Genomic DNA, 15,340 nt, shown 5'->3' on the forward strand with positions numbered 1-15,340 from the left:
GGGCATCCTACGCTGCCGGGCCGTCCCAGGGGTGGGAAAACGCCCTCCGTGGGACATCCGCAGGTCACGATGGCGCAACGGTCCTCACTCGTCGAAGCGGGTGCGCTCCTGCTGCGGCGGGAGGTGGCCACCCCGGGCGAGCTCGACGGCCTCGCCGAGGTGCTGCGCGGGCAGCACCGTCATGCCCGAAGGGGGCTTGGGCGAGGACCCGCGAGGCACCACCGCCCGCGTGAAACCGAGGCGCGCGGCCTCGCCCAGGCGCCGGTCCAGGCCCGAGACCGGGCGGATGTCGCCCGCGAGCCCGACCTCGCCGATCGCGATGGTCCCGGGCGGCATCACCTGGTCCTCGCGTGCCGAGAAGGTCGCGAGCGCGATCGCCAGGTCCGCGGCGGGCTCGGTGACGCGGGCACCGCCGATCGTCGAGACGTACACGTCCTGGTCGACGAGCCGGACCCCGGCGTGCCGGTGCATCACCGCGAGGATCATCGCGAGCCGGCTCGAGTCGACGCCGCTCGTGGTGCGTCGTGGGTTGGTCAGCGAGCTGGGCACCACGAGCGACTGGATCTCGAGCGCGAGGGGGCGGCGCCCCTCGAGCGTCACGGTGATGAACGTGCCGGGCGCCCCGGCCCCCGCGTGCGACATGAAGAGCCCGCTGGGGTCCGCGAGGCCCACGATCCCGGTCTCCGAGAGGTCGAAGCAACCGACCTCGTCGGTCGGCCCGTAGCGGTTCTTGACGGCCCGCACGAGGCGCAGTCGCGAGTGCCGGTCGCCCTCGAACTGGCACACGACGTCGACGAGGTGCTCGAGCGTGCGCGGTCCGGCGACCGACCCGTCCTTGGTCACGTGCCCCACGAGGATGACGGGCAGGTCCCGCTCCTTGGCCGCGGCGATGAGCGCTGCGGCGACCTCGCGGACCTGGCTCACGCCTCCGGGCGAGCCGTCGACCTGTGCCGAGGCGATCGTCTGGACCGAGTCGACGACGAGCAGCGCCGGGTCGGTGGCCTCGATGTGCCCGAGCACGGTCGCGAGGTCCGTCTCGGCCGCGAGCAGCAACCCCGGGGCCAGCGCCCCGACGCGCTCGGCGCGCAGCCTGACCTGCCCGGCGGACTCCTCGCCCGTGACGTACAGGACGGTGCGGGGCCGGGGCGCGGGACGTCCGGCGTCGTCCGGGGTGGTGGCCTTGTCGCTCACGCCCGCCGCGACGTTGCTCGCGACCTTGAGCAGCAGCGTCGACTTGCCCACTCCCGGCTCGCCCGCGAGCAGCACCACGGCCCCCGGGACCAGGCCCCCGCCCAGCACGCGGTCGAACTCGGCGACGCCCGTGGGCGTGGCGCGCGCGGTCTCGACGTCGATCTCCCCGATGGGACGCGCCGGGTTGCGGGTCGGGGCGACGGCCGCGGTGCGTGGCCCGGCGCTCGCCGCGGCCTCCTCCGTGACGGTGCCCCACTCCTGGCACTCGCCGCAGCGACCGATCCACTTGGCGGTGGTCCAGCCGCACTCGCTGCACCGGTAGGCGGGCTTGGCCGGGCGCTTGCTGGTGGCGCGCGAGGCGGAGGTCGATGTGGTCACGCGGTCACGCTAGCCGCCGGCACCCACACGTCCCCGCCCCCACCGGCTTCCCACCACCCGCGTCCCTCGGCCCAGGGGCGCGGGTGGTGCGTGTCGGCCGTCCCGATGGCGCAGCGCGCGGCGCGTGCCCATCATGAACCCATGCGCAGGCTCCGGAAGGACAGCCCGTGGTGGACCGTCATCACCACGCTCGGCTCGCTCGCGGCGTGCCTGCTCCTCTACTACGGCGTGCCGCTCGGGGACGCCGACCGCGAGTGGGTGCAGATCCTGCTGTTCGCGGTCGGCTTCGTGGGGCTGTGCTACCTCATCAGGTTCCAGGTGCGCCGCCAGCTCCGCGCCGGGCGGGAGCCGAGCGTGCGGGTCCAGTCGGTCGTCGGGCTCCTCTCCCCGATCATCGTGTTCTTCTCGATCGCCTACTACCTCCTGGCCATCCACAGCGACGCCGAGTTCGTGGGGATCGAGACCCGGACCGACGCGCTGTACTTCACGGTCGTCACGCTCGGGACCGTCGGGTTCGGGGACGTCCATCCGGTGGGGCAGGCGGCGCGCGTCATCACCATGGTCCAGATCCTGTTCGACCTGGCGGTCATCGGTGTGCTGGTCGCGGTCGCGACGCAACGGATGAAGGAGCGCGCGGAGCTGCACCATCCGCATCCCCCCGGCGGGAATTGACCCGCGCGGGTCTGCGCGGCCTGCGTGGACCGGGGGCGCGTGCGCACTAGTCTGGCGCGGTCACAGCGTCGCCACGAGGAGAGTGCAATGAGCCAGCAGACGGGACGCCCGCGTCAGTCCACCCCGGCCCGTCCGGGGCTGCGGGACAGTCGTCACCACCGGGCTCCCTCGTCGGCCGTCTACGCCCGACGGCGCCTGGTCGCCCTGGTCCTCCTGCTCGCTCTGGTAGGTGCCGTCGTCGCCCTCCTCGCCTTCGTGTGGCCCGGGTTCGCCGTGAGCAGCGGGGCCGAGGAGCCGGACGAGGTCACGGTGACCGCGCCGCCCGCGACCCCGACGATCGCACCGGTCGAGCGCACCGCGACGACCGAGCTGGCCAAGGCTCTCCCGGCGAGCGTGCTCCAGTTCGCGCTCCGCTCCGAGGCGCCGACCGAGGCGTACGTCGACGCGGGGGCGATCGAGGGCCACGAGCTGACCTACGCGGACGCCGAGGGCGAGGGGGCGACCAGCGTCACGGTGCTCGCGGGCCAGTGGGGCACCGACGACGAGGCGACGGCCGCGTACGACGAGCTGCTCGCCGCGGCCGTCGCGGCAGGCGGCGCGGCCACGTCGACGGGGGACGTCGAGGTCGACGGTGAACCTGCCGGCGCCTACGCGGTCACGCCGGTCGCTCCCGTCGACGGCGCGGCCGCGACGGCGACGGTCACGTGGCGCAACGGCACGGTCGTCCTGCAGGGGACGGGGCCCGCCGACGAGATCGAGACGTTCTACACGGCGTTCCCCCTCTAGTCTGCGACGAGGGGCACCGAGGGAACGGTGGCCCTCCGGTGCTCGTCGTCGGTCTCGCCCCGTCGGCAGGCCCGCAGCGGTCGACCGGGACGCACGACGAGGAAGCAGGAGACGACCATGTCCACTTCGAGCACGACGACCCACCAGGCAGAGCCTGCCGGCCTCACCCCGCGGCTCGCGGTCCTCGGGACCGGTGTCATGGGGGAGACGGTTCTCGCGGGGGCGCTGCGCGCCGGCTGGTCGGCGTCCGACGTGGTCGCGACCGTGCGACGCCCCGAGCGCGGCGAGGAGCTGCACGAGCGTCATGGCGTGACCACGACGACCGACAACACCGAGGCCGTGCGCGGCGCGGGGCTGGTCGTGGTCGCCGTCAAGCCCAAGGACGTGGCCGCCCTGCTCGCGCAGGTCTCGGAGCACCTGGGCCAGGGTGCGGTCGTGGTGAGCGTCGTCGTCGGGCTCCGGGCGCGCTTCTACGAGGACAGGCTCCCGGCCGGGACGTCGGTCGTGCGCGTCATGCCCAACACGCCGTCGGTGATCGGTGCCGGGGTCAGCGCGGTCAGCGGCGGGTCGGCGGCGAGCGAGGACGACGTGCGCCTCGTCGAGCGGCTCCTGAGCGAGACGGGCCTCGTGGTGCGGGTCGCGGAGAAGGACCAGGACGCGGTCGGTGCGCTGTCAGGCTCTGGGCCGGCCTACGTCTTCTACGTCGTGGACGCGCTCGCCGAGGCCGGCGTGCTGCTCGGCCTGACGCGGTCCGTGGCGCTCGAGCTCGCGACGGCGACCGTGCTGGGCTCGGCCAGGATGCTCGACGAGACGGGCGAGCACCCCGTGATCCTGCGCGAGAAGGTCTCCTCGCCCGGCGGGACCACGGTCGCGGCCCTGCGAGCGCTCGACGAGGGCGGGGTCCGGGCCTCGTTCCTGTCCGCGCTCGAGGCGGCGCGCGACCGGTCCCAGGAGCTGGCTGCGGCCCTCGAGTCCCAGGGGTGACGCTGGGGCGAGCGCGGCCCGGCGGACCGTCGGGCACAATCGGGGCATGAGCGCTGGTGCGGTGAGGCGGGGGCGTCGACCCGCGGGGGAGGACACCCGTGCGGCGATCGTGGCCGCGGCGCGCGAGGAGTTCGCCGCCAAGGGCTTCGACGCGGTCAGCATGCGCGGCGTGGCCCGGGCGGCCGGGGTGGATCCCGGGCTCGTCCGGCACTACTTCGACGGCAAGGGCGAGCTGTTCGCGGCCTCGCTCGTCCCCGCGGGAGCGGACCCGCAGGCGCTCGCGGGCCGGTTCGCGCAGGGCGGGCTGGACGGGCTGGGGGAGCGGCTGGCCCGCACGGTCCTCGCGGTGTGGGACGCCCCGGACGGCCAGGTCCAGCTGCGGCTCGTGCTGTCAGGGATGCTGTCGGCGGACGAGCACGTCCAGGAGCTGCCGCGCTATCTCCAGCGGACGGTGTTCGACCAGGTCGCGGCCCTCCTGCCGCGGGCCGTCGCGGCCCGGCGCGTGAGCCTCGTGGCGAGCCAGGTGCTCGGGGTGCTGGTCGCGCGTCACCTGCTGCGCCTCGAGCCCGTGGCGTCGATGCCGGCGGACGAGCTCGCGCTCTCGATCGCTCCGACGCTCCAGCGCTTCCTCGAGGGTGCGGACGAGGGTCTTGTGCCGGGTTCGCACGAGGAGCACAATTCCTCATATGGGGAATGACGGGCCCGTCATCAGCGTCCAGGGGCTGCGCGTCGACCGCGGCGGGACCACGGTGCTGCACGCGCTCGACCTCACCGTGCCCGAGCGGCAGGTCGTCGGGCTCCTCGGGCCCAGCGGCAGCGGCAAGACCACGCTCCTGCGCACGCTCGTCGGTGTCCAGGTGGTCACGGCCGGGACCGTGCACGTGCTCGGGCGGCCCGCGGGGCACCCCACGCTGCGCCACCAGGTCGGCTACGTGACCCAGTCGCCCAGCGTCTACGCCGACCTCAGCGTGACCGAGAACCTGCGCTACTTCGCGTCGATCCTCGGGGTGGGCCCCCGCGACGTCTCACGCGTGATCGACGCGGTGGACCTCGCACGGCACGCTCGCCGCCGGGTCGGCACGCTGTCGGGCGGCGAGCGCTCGCGCGTCTCGCTCGCGGCCGCGCTCCTGGGCGAGCCGCGGCTGCTCGTGCTCGACGAGCCGACCGTCGGTCTCGACCCCGTCCTGCGCCGTGACCTGTGGGACCTGTTCGCCCGGCTGCGCGACGCCGGGACGTCGTTGCTCGTGTCGTCGCACGTCATGGACGAGGCGACCCGCTGCGACCGGCTCCTGCTGCTGCGCGCCGGTCGCCTGCTCGCGGACGACACCCTCCCCGGGCTCCTGGAGCGCACGGGCGCCCACGACGTCGAGCACGCGTTCCTGCGCCTCGTCGAGGACACGTCCGTGCCCGACGGCGCCGCGCCCGCCAGGATCCCCCGCCACCTCGGAGGGGAGTCGTCGTGAGCACGCCCGACGCACGCGGCTCGGCCACCCTCTCGACGGGTACGTCGACGCACCAGGGAGCCGCGCCCGACCGGCGTGCCCCGCGTGCGGCCACCCCGCGCCTGACCCTCGCGACCGCAGGCAGGGTCCTGCGCCAGGTCCGCCACGACCCGCGGACCATCGCCCTGCTCGTCGTGCTGCCGTGCGTGCTGCTGGGTCTCATCGCCTGGATGTTCGACGGCACGCCCGTGCTCGACCAGTTCGGCCCGATCCTCGTGGGCCTGTTCCCCATGATCATCATGTTCCTCGTCACGAGCGTCACGACGCTGCGCGAGCGTCAGTCCGGGACGCTCGAGCGCCTCATGACCATGCCGATCGGCAAGGGCGACTTCGTGGGCGGGTACGCCCTGGCGTTCGCGCTGCTCGCGACCGTGCAGGCCCTCGTCGTCGTGGCGTTCGCCGTGTGGGTCTGCGGCATGGAGGTGTCCGGACCGGTGTGGGTCGTCGTGCTCGTCGCGGTGCTCGACGCGATCCTGGGCTCGTGCCTCGGGCTCGCGGCCTCGGCGCTGGCGCGCTCGGAGTTCCAGGCGGTCCAGCTCATGCCCGTGATCCTGTTCCCGCAGCTCATCACGTGCGGGCTGCTCATGCCCCGCGACGAGATGCCCCCGGTGCTCGAGGCGATCAGCCGCGTGCTGCCCCTGACGTACGGCGTCTCGGCGCTGCAGGACGTCGCAGCCGGCGGGACCTTCGCGGACGTGAGCGGCGCCGTCGCGGTCATCGTCGCGTTCATCGTCGGAGCGATCGTGCTGGGGACCCTGACCTTGCGGCGCCGCACGGTCTAGCCGACGACTTCTCACCCGCTCCCACCTTCCGACAGGGCCGACCCCCGTGGGAGGATCAGCGCGCTCGGGGGCGGAAAGCGACAAAGGAGTACGTACGTGCGAATCGTGGACCCACGGGCAGGCTCCCGCCCGCTCGGCGGTGCGGCAGCGGCCTCGCTGCTGCTCGGTGGCCTGCTGCTCGGCACCGGACCCGCTGCGGCGAGCGCGGGGTCGCTCACCGATGACCGCGACCCGCAGGGCGTCGGCCTCCAGGTCGACGTCTCAGGGGTCACCAGCCAGTCGCAGGTCGAGGCCGACGCGCAGGGCGCGGTGCCAGGCGGCGCCCTGGGCGTCCGCGGGTCGGGGCTGGTCCCGCTCACGCCCTACGACGTCCACCTCCACTCCGCCTACGCGGCACCCGTCCGGCTCGCCACCGCGATCTCCCTCGCCGACGGCACGTTCGGGCTCTCGGCCCTCCTGCCCGGCTCGGTGCAGCCAGGGACGCACTTCGTGCGCGTGACCGACCCCGGCACCGGGGGCTACCTCGACACGGCGCCCTTCGAGATCGGGGCGCCTGCCGAGCCCGGCGGGAGCGCGGGCGGCGCAGAGCCGGGCACCGGGGCGGGACCCGTGGTGGGCGGCGCCGACGACGGAGGCCTGGCGGCGACCGGCCCGCTCGACGCCGAGCCGGTCGCTGCCGGGAAGGTGCACCTCGAGGCGGACGACGCAGCAGGCCTGGCGTTCACCGGGGCGGCCGTCGTGGGGGCGCTCGCCGCTGCGGGAGCGCTCGTCGTCGCGGGCGTCGTCGCGCTCACGGGAGCCCGACGCCGGCGACGCGCGCGGACGACCTGAGCGACGCCGTCGGGCCCGGGCGCCTGCGCGAGCCACCTCGGCGGGCCCTCAGGGGCGGGCCGCGAACCGTTCCAGCAGCTCGGCGTGCCCCGAGACGATGAGCAGGTCGTTCGCCGAGATGCGCGTGCTGGGCTCGGCGTACACGAAGTCCTGCCCCGGGGACTTCACGCCGATGATCGTCACGCCGTACCGTTCGCGGACCTTCGTCTGCTCGATCGTGAAGCCCTGGGTCTCCTTCGGGGGGCGCATCTTGACGATCGTGAAACCGTCCTCGACCTCGATGTAGTCGAGCAGCTTGCCCGAGACCAGGTGCGCGACGCGACTGCCCGCGTCGGCCTCCGGGAAGACGACGTGGTGCGCGCCGATGCGCTGCAGGATGCGCCCGTGCTCGGCCGAGATGGCCTTGGCCCAGATCTGCGGGGTCCCGAGGTCCACGAGGTTGCCCGTGATGAGCACGCTCGCCTCGAGCGACGTGCCCACGCCGACCACCGCGACGGGGAAGTCGCGCGCGCCGAGCTGCTCGAGGGCGGTCGGGTTCGAGGCGTCGGCCTCGACGAGGGGGATCTGGCCCGACCACTGCGCGATGAGCTCGGGGGAGCGCTCGACCGCGAGCACGTCCTGCCCGAGCCGGTCGAGCGTCGCCGCGATCGCGGACCCGAACCGGCCGAGGCCGATCACGAGCACGCCCGCGTTCTTCTCGGGGGCCTTCTTGTCGGGCACCTTGGGGGCCTTTCGTCGAGAGGGGTACTGGAGGCTGGGGTAGGTACTGGGGTCTCTGAGGGGTTCCGAGGGACCTGTGCGGCGGCCGGCCCGGGCCGGTCAGCCGATGATGGGGCGTTCCTCGGGATAGCGGATGACGCGGCGCCGGTCGCGCAGCGCGAGCGCGGCCGCCAGGGTCATGGTCCCGGTACGGCCGATGAACATCAACACGACGAGCACGTACTTGCCGGCCGTCGGCAGGTCGGCGGTCACGCCCGTCGACAGGCCCACGGTCGCGAACGCCGAGATGGTCTCGAAGAGGATCACGTCGAGCGTCCAGCCCGTGATCTCCAGGAGCAGGAGGCTCGCGACGAGCACGGCCGTGGCTCCGATGAACGACACGGCGACCGCGAGCCGCAGGGTCTCGCGCGGGACGCGACGTCCGAAGGCCTCCAGGTCGCGGTCCCCGCGGGCCTCCGAGACGATCGCGAGCAGCATGACAGCGAGCGTCGTGACCTTGATGCCGCCTGCGGTCGACGCGCTGCCGCCACCGACGAACATGAGCGCGTCGGTGATGAGCCAGCTCGACTCGTGCATGCCGTTGATGTCGATCGTCGAGAAGCCCGCCGACCGCGGCATGACCCCGGCGAAGAGCGAGGCGAGGACCTTCTCGTTGAGGCTCAGCGGCCCCAGGGTCTTCTCGTTGGTCCACTCGAACGCCGCGAACAGGACCACGGCCACGACGACCAGGACCGCGCTCGTCGTCAGCGTCAGCTTGGTGTGCAGGCTCCACCGCGAGGCGCGCCTGCGGTTGCGCATGATGTTGAGGATGACGGGGAAGCCGAGCGACCCGATGAAGACGCCGACGATGATCGGCATGAGCAGCATCCAGTCGCCCACGTAGGGCGTCAGGCCCTCGGCCGTCGGGATGAAGCCCGCGTTGTTGAACGCCGAGATCCCGTAGAACAACCCGTGCCAGGCCGCCTCCCCGAACGTCTCCTCGAGCACGATGAAGCGCGGCAGGAGCAGGAGCGCGATGGTCAGCTCGATGGTGGTCGAGGTGATGATGACGACCCGGACGAGCGAGCCGACCTCGCCGAGCCGCGTCGTCTTGGTCTCCGAGGCGGTGAGCAGCTTCTGCGTGAGGCCGATGCGTCGCGAGACGGCCATGCCGAGGATCGAGGCGAGCGTCATGACGCCCAGGCCGCCGATCTTGATCCCCACGAGGATCACGACCTGCCCGTAGGTGGACCAGTACGTCCCGGTCGGGACGACCACGAGGCCCGTGACGCACACGGCCGACGTCGCCGTGAACAGCGCGTCGATGAACGGCGCCGATCTCCCGGACGTCGTGGCCCACGGCGCCATGAGGAGCAGCGTGAAGAGGGAGATCACGGCCGCGAAGACCGTCACCGCGAGGCGGGCAGGGGAGTGTCGGGCGAGGCGGTCGACCAGCTCGCGACCTGCGAAGAAACGCCCGGAGACGCCCTGGGCCATCGGTCCTCCGTCTCCCTGTCCGTGCGTCCTCGTCCGGGTGGACGGGTGGTGCCGGGGCCCCTGCGGGACCGAACCGGTCGCCGTGCGTGCCGATGTGTCGCCCAACTCTGCCACAGGACGGCCGGTGCCCACCGGCTGAACCGCGGGGCGCCGTCGGGCCGTGCGGGGGATACCGTGTTCCCTGCCCGCCACCGACCACCGGACCGAGGAGCGCACGTGAACGAGCCAGGCGCCGTGCCGTTCGCCGCGCAGGTCGTGTGGAGCCCGGACCTCCTGGGCTACGACTTCGGGCACGGGCACCCCATGTCCCCGACGCGGCTCGACCTGACGATGCGCCTCGTGCGCGCGCTGGGCCTGCTCGACGCGCCGGGCGTGGAGGTCGTCGGCACGTCGCCCGCGTCCGACGAGGTGCTCGCCCTGGTCCACGACCCGGCCTACGTCGCCGCGGTCCACGAGGCGTCGGAGCACGGCGTCGAGAACCCGGCCCTCGGGCTGGGTACCGAGGACGACCCCGTCTTCGCGGGCATGCACGAGGCCGCGGCCCGCATCCTGTCCGGCTCGTACGAAGCCGCCGGGGCCGTGTGGTCGGGGCGGGCGCTGCACGCCGTCAACATCGCCGGCGGCATGCACCACGCCCAGCGCGGGGCGGCGTCGGGCTTCTGCATCTACAACGACGCCGCGGCCGCGGTCCGCCGGCTGCTCGACGACGGGGCCGAGCGCGTCGCGTACGTCGACCTCGACGCGCACCACGGCGACGGGGTCGAGCAGGCGTTCTGGGACGACCCGCGGGTCCTGACCGTCTCGGTGCACCAGAGCGGCGCGACGCTGTTCCCCGGTACGGGGCACGCCACCGACACGGGCGGCCCCCGGGCTGCGGGGACGGCCGTCAACGTGGCCCTGCCGCGCCGCACCGACGGCTCGCGCTGGCTGCGGGCCGTCGACGCCGTGGTCCCGGCCGTCCTGCGGGCCTTCGAGCCGCAGGTCCTCGTGTCCCAGCACGGGTGCGACGCGCACGGTCACGACCCGCTGAGCGACCTCGACGTGAGCGTCGACGCGCAGCGTGCCGCCGTGCACTGGATCCACGAGCTCGCGCACGAGCTCGCCGGGGGACGCTGGGTCGCCCTGGGCGGCGGGGGCTACTCGGTCACGTCGGTCGTCCCGTACGCGTGGTCGAACGTCGTGGCCGAGGTCGTGCACGCGCCCGTGGCCCCCTCGACGCCCGTACCGGGGGCGTGGCGGGACCACATCAGTGCGGTCGCGCACCGTGAGACCCCCGCGTTCATGGGCGACGGCGACGTCGAGTTCAGCGCGTGGGGCAAGGGGTACGACCCCGAGGACGAGGTGGACCGCGCCGTGGTCGCGACCCGCAAGGCGGTCTTCCCGCTGCTGGGGCTGGACGCACACTTCGACTGACCCGAGCGCCTACGGCAAGCGCCGGACCGTGCGGCCCGACGACGTCACCCGGCGTCGATTTCGGGCCACCCGCCGGGAGCAGGTAGTCTAGGAGACGGACTTTTTCTCGTGTTGGTCGGTTCCCGATCAGCCGTGGACCACCATGATCGGGGCGATCCCGATCGCACACCGATCCAGCATTGTGAGGACCCATGGGCTCCGTCATCAAGAAGCGCCGCAAGCGTATGGCCAAGAAGAAGCACCGCAAGCTGCTTCGCAAGACGCGCCACCAGCGTCGCAACAAGAAGTAGCAGCGCTGCGCGGTCACGCGTATGCTGTCGCGAGAGCCCGGTCCCCGCAGGGGTCCGGGCTCTTCGCATGCCTGGACCGATCCCGCCGTGCGCGCCCGGGCCGGGCGCCGGGGCCGGTCAGAGTCCTGCGCGGCCCTTGATCGAGCGCCGGATGGAGCGCAGCACGAGCCCGAGGACCCACGCGGCCCCGGCCCAGCTCGCGGTCTTGAGCCCACGCCCCGCGACCCGACGGCGCCTGCCGCGGAACTCGCGGATGGGCCAGCCCACGTCCTTGGCGTGACGGCGCAGGCGCGTGTCCGGGTTGATGGCGCACGGGTGCCCCACGGACTGCATCATGGTCACGTCGTTGAGCGAGTCCCCGTAGGCGTACGACGACGCCAGGTCGATCCCGTGGAGCTCGGCGAGCTCGCGCACACCTGCCGCCTTGGCCCGTCCGTGCATCATGTCGCCCACGAGCCGACCCGTGTAGAGGCCCTCCTCGTGCTCGGCGACCGTACCGAGGGCCCCGGTGGCACCGAGGCGGCGGGCGATGAGCTGCCCGATCTCGAGCGGGGTCGCGGACACGAGCCACACCTGGTGGCCGGCCGCGATGTGCTCGTCGAGGAGCTTCTGGGTGCCGGGGAAGATGCGCAGCGACAGGACCTGGTCGTAGACCTCCTCGCCGATCGCGACGACCTCCGCGACCGAGCGGCCCGCGACGAGGTCCAGGGCCCGGCTGCGCACCTGGTCGATCTGGCGCTTGTTCTCGCCGAGGAGGAGGTAGCGGGCCTGGTGGAGGGCGAACGTCACGAGGTCCGGCGTGGAGAAGAAGCCTCGCTGGTACAGCGCGCGGGCGAGGTGGAACGAGCTGGCGCCGCGGATGATCGTGTTGTCGACGTCGAAGAAGGCTGCCGTGGGATGGGTGGACCCAGGAGCAGACGTCGGCATGGCGTCCACTCTATCGGCGCTCGCAGACCCTCGCCGACGGCGTTCACCGGGCACTACCGCCGGGGGGTCGGCGGAAGGGGGTGTCCGAGATGCGTAGGCTGAGGTCGTGAGCCCCGCAGATCCCGCCGCAGGACAGGTTCCTGAGACCGCCGCCGGACGTGACGCAGACCAGGTCGTGAGCGCGCCCGAGCGCGTCGTGCTCTACGGCCGCGTCGGGTGCCACCTGTGCGAGGAGGCCCGCGAGGTGGTCGGCTCCGTGTGCGCGGACCAGGGGGTGGGCTGGACGGAGGTCGACGTGGACTCCGACCCGTCGGGCGCGCTCGCGGCACAGTACGGTGACTACGTCCCGGTCGTGACCGTGGACGGCGTCCAGCAGGGGTTCTGGCAGGTCGACCGAGCCAGGCTCGCCCGGGCGCTCTCGCGGGGGCGCGCCACTGGCTGACGCTCCGCCGCGGGCGCCGAGCCTGGGATGATCCGAGACAGCAGGACAGCGAGATCGTCAACGATGACGACGACATGACGAAGCATGGGTGGTTCGGGTGGCAGAGACCCTGGGTGATACCGGCATTCCTGGCGCGACCGTGGCGCGCCTCCCCGCGTACCTGCGCGCGCTGCGCGACCTCGAGGGGCGCGGCGTCGAGACGACCTCGTCGACCGAGCTCGCGGAGCTCGCGGGCGTCGGGTCCGCGCAGCTGCGCAAGGACCTGTCCTTCCTGGGGTCGTACGGCACCCGCGGGGTGGGATACGTCGTCGACTCGCTCGCGACGTACATCACGTCCGCGCTGGGGGTCGAGGACGAGCACCGGATCGCGATCGTCGGCATCGGCTCCCTGGGGCACGCCCTCGCGAACTACTCGGGCTACGGCACGCGAGGGTTCGAGGTCGCGGCGTTGCTGGACGCCTCGCCGCACGTCGTCGGCACCGAGGCCGCGGGGCTCGTGATCGAGCACGTCGACGCGCTCGAGGAGGTCTTCGCCCGCGAGAACGTGACGATCGTCGTCCTGGCGACCCCGGCGCACGTGGCGCAGGACGTCGCGGAGAGGGTCGTCGCCGCGGGCGTGCGGGAGATCCTGAACTTCGCACCGCGCGCGCTCCAGCTTCCCGAGGACGTGATCGTGCGGTCGGTCGACGTCGGGAGCGAGCTGCAGATCCTGGCGTTCCACGCGCAGGCCAGGGCGCTCGCGAACCGGGGCCGGGGCGAGGAGGGCCGAGGGGTCGAGAGCGAGGGCGCCTAGGGGCGTCCGGACAGCGCAGGAGCCGGCGACCCGTCACGGGTCGCCGGCTCCTGGCGCACCGGTCCGCGTCAGGACGCGGAGGCCGGTCGGGGGCGAGAGGCTCAGGCCTGCTTGATCGCCGAGAGGTCGAGCGCGATCTTGATCTTGTCGCCGACGAGCACGCCGCCGGCCTCGAGGGCCACGTTCCAGGTCAGGCCGAACTCCTTGCGGGAGATCTCGGTCTCGGCCTCGAAGCCTGCGCGGGAGTTGCCGTAGGCGTCGACGGCTGCGCCCGTGAACTCGGTCTCGAGCTTGACCGGCTTGGTCACGCCGTTGATCGTCAGGTCGCCCGCGATGACGAAGTCGTCGTCGTCGGCCTCGACGGAGGTCGAGACGAAGTTCCAGGTGGGGTTCTTCTCGGCGTCCCAGAAGTCGGCCGACTGGAGGTGGCCGTCGCGCCCTGCGTCGCCGGTGTTGACGGACTTGGCGTCGATCGCCGCGACGACGTTGGACGACTCGACGTCGTCACCGATGTTCAGCGTGCCCTCGGCGATCGCGAGCGAGCCGCGGACCTTGGAGATGCCTGCGTGGCGGACCGTGAAGGTCGCCTGCGAGTGCGAGGGGTCGATCGCGTAGGTGCCTGCGGTCAGTCCGGCGGGAAGGGTCGTGGCCATGGGTGTTCTCCTGTGGAAGTCGTGGTGCGTATGCGTCAGGCGCGCCGTCCGACGTGCCATTAGTTGAAGATTCAACTTCATACGAACGCATCAACGCAAGCCCCCACCCCTCTATTCCCTGGAGGGCGGACCAGTTCCCGGATGGGAGACTGGGACGGTTGTTCGGACGGTGGGGGCGTGGCGGATGAAGGCGGAGATGACGGTTCAGCAGGACAAGCGCGCGGACGCGCCGCAGGACGCACCCTGGCTCGACGAGGGGCAGCAGCACTCGTGGCGCCAGTACCTCGACGGCACGGCGCGGTTCGTCGAAGCCCTCAGCAGGGACCACGAGGAGCACTCGGGCCTCACGCTCGGCGAGTACGAGCTGCTCGTACGGCTCTCGGAGGCCGGCGACCACACCATGCGCATGTCCGCACTGGCCGACGGGCTCGCCCGGTCCCGGTCCCGCGTCACGCACACCGTGCACCGCATGGAGCAGCGCGGGCTCGTCCGCCGCTCCGCGAGCGAGACCGACCGTCGCGGGGTGAACTGCGTCATGACCGACGCGGGGTACGCCGAGCTCGTCGCCTCGGCGCCGGGGCACGTCCGTGCGGTGCGCCGCTTCATGGTCGACGTCCTGACCCCCGAGCAGCTCCGCAACCTCGGCGAGGCCATGGCGGCGATCGCCGAGGCCTGCCGCCTCGCGGAGGAGCCCCAGCCGCGCTAGGCGCGCGGGCTCGGGCGCGCGGGCGCTGTGTCCGGGAGCACGCCGCCTGCGTGCACCGTGCGGGCAGAACTTTGGGACACTGGTCCCCATGGTCGCAACCACGGTCCACCTCATGCGTCACGGTGAAGTCTTCAACCCGGACGGCATCCTCTACGGTCGAATCCCCGGGTACCACCTCTCGGAGCTCGGGCACACCATGGCGCGTCGCGTCGCGGGGCACCTGTCGGGCAAGCCCGCCGAGGGTGCGCCCGCGCTGCCCGACGACGTCACGCCCGAGCCCTTCGACGTCGCCCTGGTCATCGCCTCCCCGCTCCAGCGGGCGCAGGAGACCGCGACGCCCGTCGCCGAGGCCTTCGGGCTGCCGCTCGGGACGGACGAGCGCCTCATCGAGGCAGGCAACCACTTCGAGGGGATGAAGTTCGGCGTCGGCGACGGCTCGCTGCGCCACCCCGGCCACTGGCCCTATCTGTGGAACCCGATGCGTCCGTCGTGGGGCGAGCCGTACAAGCAGCAGGTCGCGCGCATGCACGCCGCGATCCACGACGCCCGCGCCCAGGCCGAGGGGCGCGAGGTCGTGCTCGTGAGCCACCAGCTCCCCATCTGGATCTCCCGCCTGGCCTTCGAGGGCAAGCGCCTGTGGCACGACCCGCGCAACCGCCAGTGCTCGCTCGCGTCGCTCACGTCGCTGCGCTTCGACGGCGACCGTCTCGTCGGAATCCACTACACCGAGCCGGTCGCGGACCTGCTGCCCGGGGCTGCGAAGGTCTCGGGCGCGTGAGGCACCAGCCGCTTCT

General features: G+C 72.8%; 18 protein-coding genes. 13 read left to right on the forward strand and 5 right to left on the reverse strand.

Annotation, left to right across the window (positions count from 1 at the left end; translation table 11 throughout):
* Positions 1-84: 84 nt before the first annotated feature.
* Entirely contained in the window at positions 85-1,569 is a 1,485-nt protein-coding gene (gene radA, locus ACZDYF_RS17830; protein ID WP_475060652.1) for a DNA repair protein RadA, read from the reverse strand.
* A gap of 141 nt (positions 1,570-1,710) precedes the next feature.
* Between radA and ACZDYF_RS17835 the strand changes: the two genes are divergently transcribed.
* The 7 genes from ACZDYF_RS17835 to ACZDYF_RS17865 all read left to right on the forward strand — a co-directional run bounded on the left by ACZDYF_RS17835 (position 1,711) and on the right by ACZDYF_RS17865 (position 7,126).
* On the forward strand, positions 1,711-2,241 hold the full coding sequence (locus ACZDYF_RS17835; RefSeq protein ID WP_475060655.1) for a potassium channel family protein: 531 nt from the start codon (positions 1,711-1,713) through the stop codon (positions 2,239-2,241).
* Between the two features lie 87 nt (positions 2,242-2,328).
* The gene (locus tag ACZDYF_RS17840) at positions 2,329-3,027 is read left to right on the forward strand and encodes a hypothetical protein (RefSeq protein WP_475060662.1); all 699 of its coding nucleotides are present in this window, start codon (positions 2,329-2,331) and stop codon (positions 3,025-3,027) included.
* 117 nt (positions 3,028-3,144) lie between these two features.
* The gene (proC, locus tag ACZDYF_RS17845) at positions 3,145-4,011 is read left to right on the forward strand and encodes a pyrroline-5-carboxylate reductase (protein ID WP_475060667.1); all 867 of its coding nucleotides are present in this window, start codon (positions 3,145-3,147) and stop codon (positions 4,009-4,011) included.
* Between the two features lie 46 nt (positions 4,012-4,057).
* A complete protein-coding gene (locus ACZDYF_RS17850; RefSeq protein WP_475060673.1) occupies positions 4,058-4,708 on the forward strand; it encodes a TetR/AcrR family transcriptional regulator in 651 nt (216 codons plus the stop codon).
* On the forward strand, positions 4,698-5,474 hold the full coding sequence (locus tag ACZDYF_RS17855) for an ABC transporter ATP-binding protein (protein ID WP_475060676.1): 777 nt from the start codon (positions 4,698-4,700) through the stop codon (positions 5,472-5,474). The genes ACZDYF_RS17850 and ACZDYF_RS17855 overlap by 11 nt, the downstream gene beginning before the upstream one ends.
* Positions 5,475-5,575: 101 nt before the next feature.
* Positions 5,576-6,295, forward strand: a complete 720-nt coding sequence (locus ACZDYF_RS17860; RefSeq protein ID WP_475060865.1) for an ABC transporter permease — start codon at positions 5,576-5,578, stop codon at positions 6,293-6,295.
* A 96-nt stretch (positions 6,296-6,391) separates the two neighbouring features.
* Entirely contained in the window at positions 6,392-7,126 is a 735-nt protein-coding gene (locus ACZDYF_RS17865) for a hypothetical protein (RefSeq protein ID WP_475060679.1), read from the forward strand.
* Positions 7,127-7,174: 48 nt separating this feature from the next.
* Here the strand turns inward: ACZDYF_RS17865 and ACZDYF_RS17870 are convergent, their stop codons facing one another.
* Together ACZDYF_RS17870 and ACZDYF_RS17875 are read right to left on the reverse strand one after the other, a co-directional pair.
* Positions 7,175-7,846, reverse strand: coding sequence for a potassium channel family protein (locus tag ACZDYF_RS17870; protein WP_191791708.1), 672 nt, complete (start codon positions 7,844-7,846; stop codon positions 7,175-7,177).
* A 99-nt stretch (positions 7,847-7,945) separates the two neighbouring features.
* Positions 7,946-9,322, reverse strand: coding sequence for a TrkH family potassium uptake protein (locus tag ACZDYF_RS17875; protein ID WP_191791709.1), 1,377 nt, complete (start codon positions 9,320-9,322; stop codon positions 7,946-7,948).
* 216 nt (positions 9,323-9,538) lie between these two features.
* Between ACZDYF_RS17875 and ACZDYF_RS17880 the strand changes: the two genes are divergently transcribed.
* Positions 9,539-10,735 carry an acetoin utilization protein AcuC gene (locus tag ACZDYF_RS17880; protein ID WP_307823978.1) on the forward strand — a complete coding sequence of 399 codons (1,197 nt, stop codon included), beginning with the start codon at positions 9,539-9,541 and terminating at the stop codon, positions 10,733-10,735.
* A 191-nt stretch (positions 10,736-10,926) separates the two neighbouring features.
* Positions 10,927-11,025 (forward strand): 30S ribosomal protein bS22, encoded by a 99-nt coding sequence (locus tag ACZDYF_RS17885; RefSeq protein WP_003792170.1) that lies wholly within the window; start codon positions 10,927-10,929, stop codon positions 11,023-11,025.
* Positions 11,026-11,142: 117 nt separating this feature from the next.
* Here the strand turns inward: ACZDYF_RS17885 and ACZDYF_RS17890 are convergent, their stop codons facing one another.
* Entirely contained in the window at positions 11,143-11,952 is an 810-nt protein-coding gene (locus tag ACZDYF_RS17890) for an HAD family hydrolase (RefSeq protein WP_191791710.1), read from the reverse strand.
* A gap of 106 nt (positions 11,953-12,058) precedes the next feature.
* On the opposite strand from ACZDYF_RS17890, the gene ACZDYF_RS17895 reads away from it, so the two are divergent.
* Both ACZDYF_RS17895 and ACZDYF_RS17900 read left to right on the forward strand, forming a co-directional pair.
* Positions 12,059-12,394 carry a glutaredoxin family protein gene (locus ACZDYF_RS17895; RefSeq protein WP_475060688.1) on the forward strand — a complete coding sequence of 112 codons (336 nt, stop codon included), beginning with the start codon at positions 12,059-12,061 and terminating at the stop codon, positions 12,392-12,394.
* 97 nt (positions 12,395-12,491) lie between these two features.
* Positions 12,492-13,187: a redox-sensing transcriptional repressor Rex gene (locus ACZDYF_RS17900; RefSeq protein WP_475060690.1), complete on the forward strand. Its 696-nt coding sequence runs from the start codon at positions 12,492-12,494 to the stop codon at positions 13,185-13,187.
* Between the two features lie 101 nt (positions 13,188-13,288).
* Here the strand turns inward: ACZDYF_RS17900 and ACZDYF_RS17905 are convergent, their stop codons facing one another.
* Positions 13,289-13,840, reverse strand: coding sequence for a YceI family protein (locus tag ACZDYF_RS17905; RefSeq protein WP_475060693.1), 552 nt, complete (start codon positions 13,838-13,840; stop codon positions 13,289-13,291).
* A gap of 196 nt (positions 13,841-14,036) precedes the next feature.
* Between ACZDYF_RS17905 and ACZDYF_RS17910 the strand changes: the two genes are divergently transcribed.
* Positions 14,037-14,546: a MarR family winged helix-turn-helix transcriptional regulator gene (locus ACZDYF_RS17910; protein WP_475060696.1), complete on the forward strand. Its 510-nt coding sequence runs from the start codon at positions 14,037-14,039 to the stop codon at positions 14,544-14,546.
* Positions 14,547-14,634: 88 nt separating this feature from the next.
* On the forward strand, positions 14,635-15,324 hold the full coding sequence (locus ACZDYF_RS17915) for a histidine phosphatase family protein (RefSeq protein ID WP_138825696.1): 690 nt from the start codon (positions 14,635-14,637) through the stop codon (positions 15,322-15,324).
* The last annotated feature ends 16 nt before the right edge of the window (positions 15,325-15,340 follow it).

The sequence above is a fragment of the Oerskovia sp. PE-21s genome, from assembly GCF_056158145.1.

Excerpts from the sequence above, each read along its gene's own strand:
- ACZDYF_RS17835 (WP_475060655.1), top strand. The coding sequence starts at position 1,711 with ATGCGCAGGCTCCGGAAGGACAGCCCGTGGTGGACCGTCATCACCACG.
- ACZDYF_RS17840 (WP_475060662.1), top strand. The coding sequence starts at position 2,329 with ATGAGCCAGCAGACGGGACGCCCGCGTCAGTCCACCCCGGCCCGTCCG.
- proC (WP_475060667.1), top strand. The coding sequence starts at position 3,145 with ATGTCCACTTCGAGCACGACGACCCACCAGGCAGAGCCTGCCGGCCTC.
- ACZDYF_RS17850 (WP_475060673.1), top strand. The coding sequence starts at position 4,058 with ATGAGCGCTGGTGCGGTGAGGCGGGGGCGTCGACCCGCGGGGGAGGAC.
- ACZDYF_RS17855 (WP_475060676.1), top strand. The coding sequence starts at position 4,698 with ATGGGGAATGACGGGCCCGTCATCAGCGTCCAGGGGCTGCGCGTCGAC.
- ACZDYF_RS17875 (WP_191791709.1), bottom strand. The coding sequence starts at position 9,322 with ATGGCCCAGGGCGTCTCCGGGCGTTTCTTCGCAGGTCGCGAGCTGGTC.
- ACZDYF_RS17885 (WP_003792170.1), top strand. The coding sequence starts at position 10,927 with ATGGGCTCCGTCATCAAGAAGCGCCGCAAGCGTATGGCCAAGAAGAAG.
- ACZDYF_RS17890 (WP_191791710.1), bottom strand. The coding sequence starts at position 11,952 with ATGCCGACGTCTGCTCCTGGGTCCACCCATCCCACGGCAGCCTTCTTC.
- ACZDYF_RS17905 (WP_475060693.1), bottom strand. The coding sequence starts at position 13,840 with ATGGCCACGACCCTTCCCGCCGGACTGACCGCAGGCACCTACGCGATC.
- ACZDYF_RS17910 (WP_475060696.1), top strand. The coding sequence starts at position 14,037 with ATGACGGTTCAGCAGGACAAGCGCGCGGACGCGCCGCAGGACGCACCC.
- ACZDYF_RS17915 (WP_138825696.1), top strand. The coding sequence starts at position 14,635 with ATGGTCGCAACCACGGTCCACCTCATGCGTCACGGTGAAGTCTTCAAC.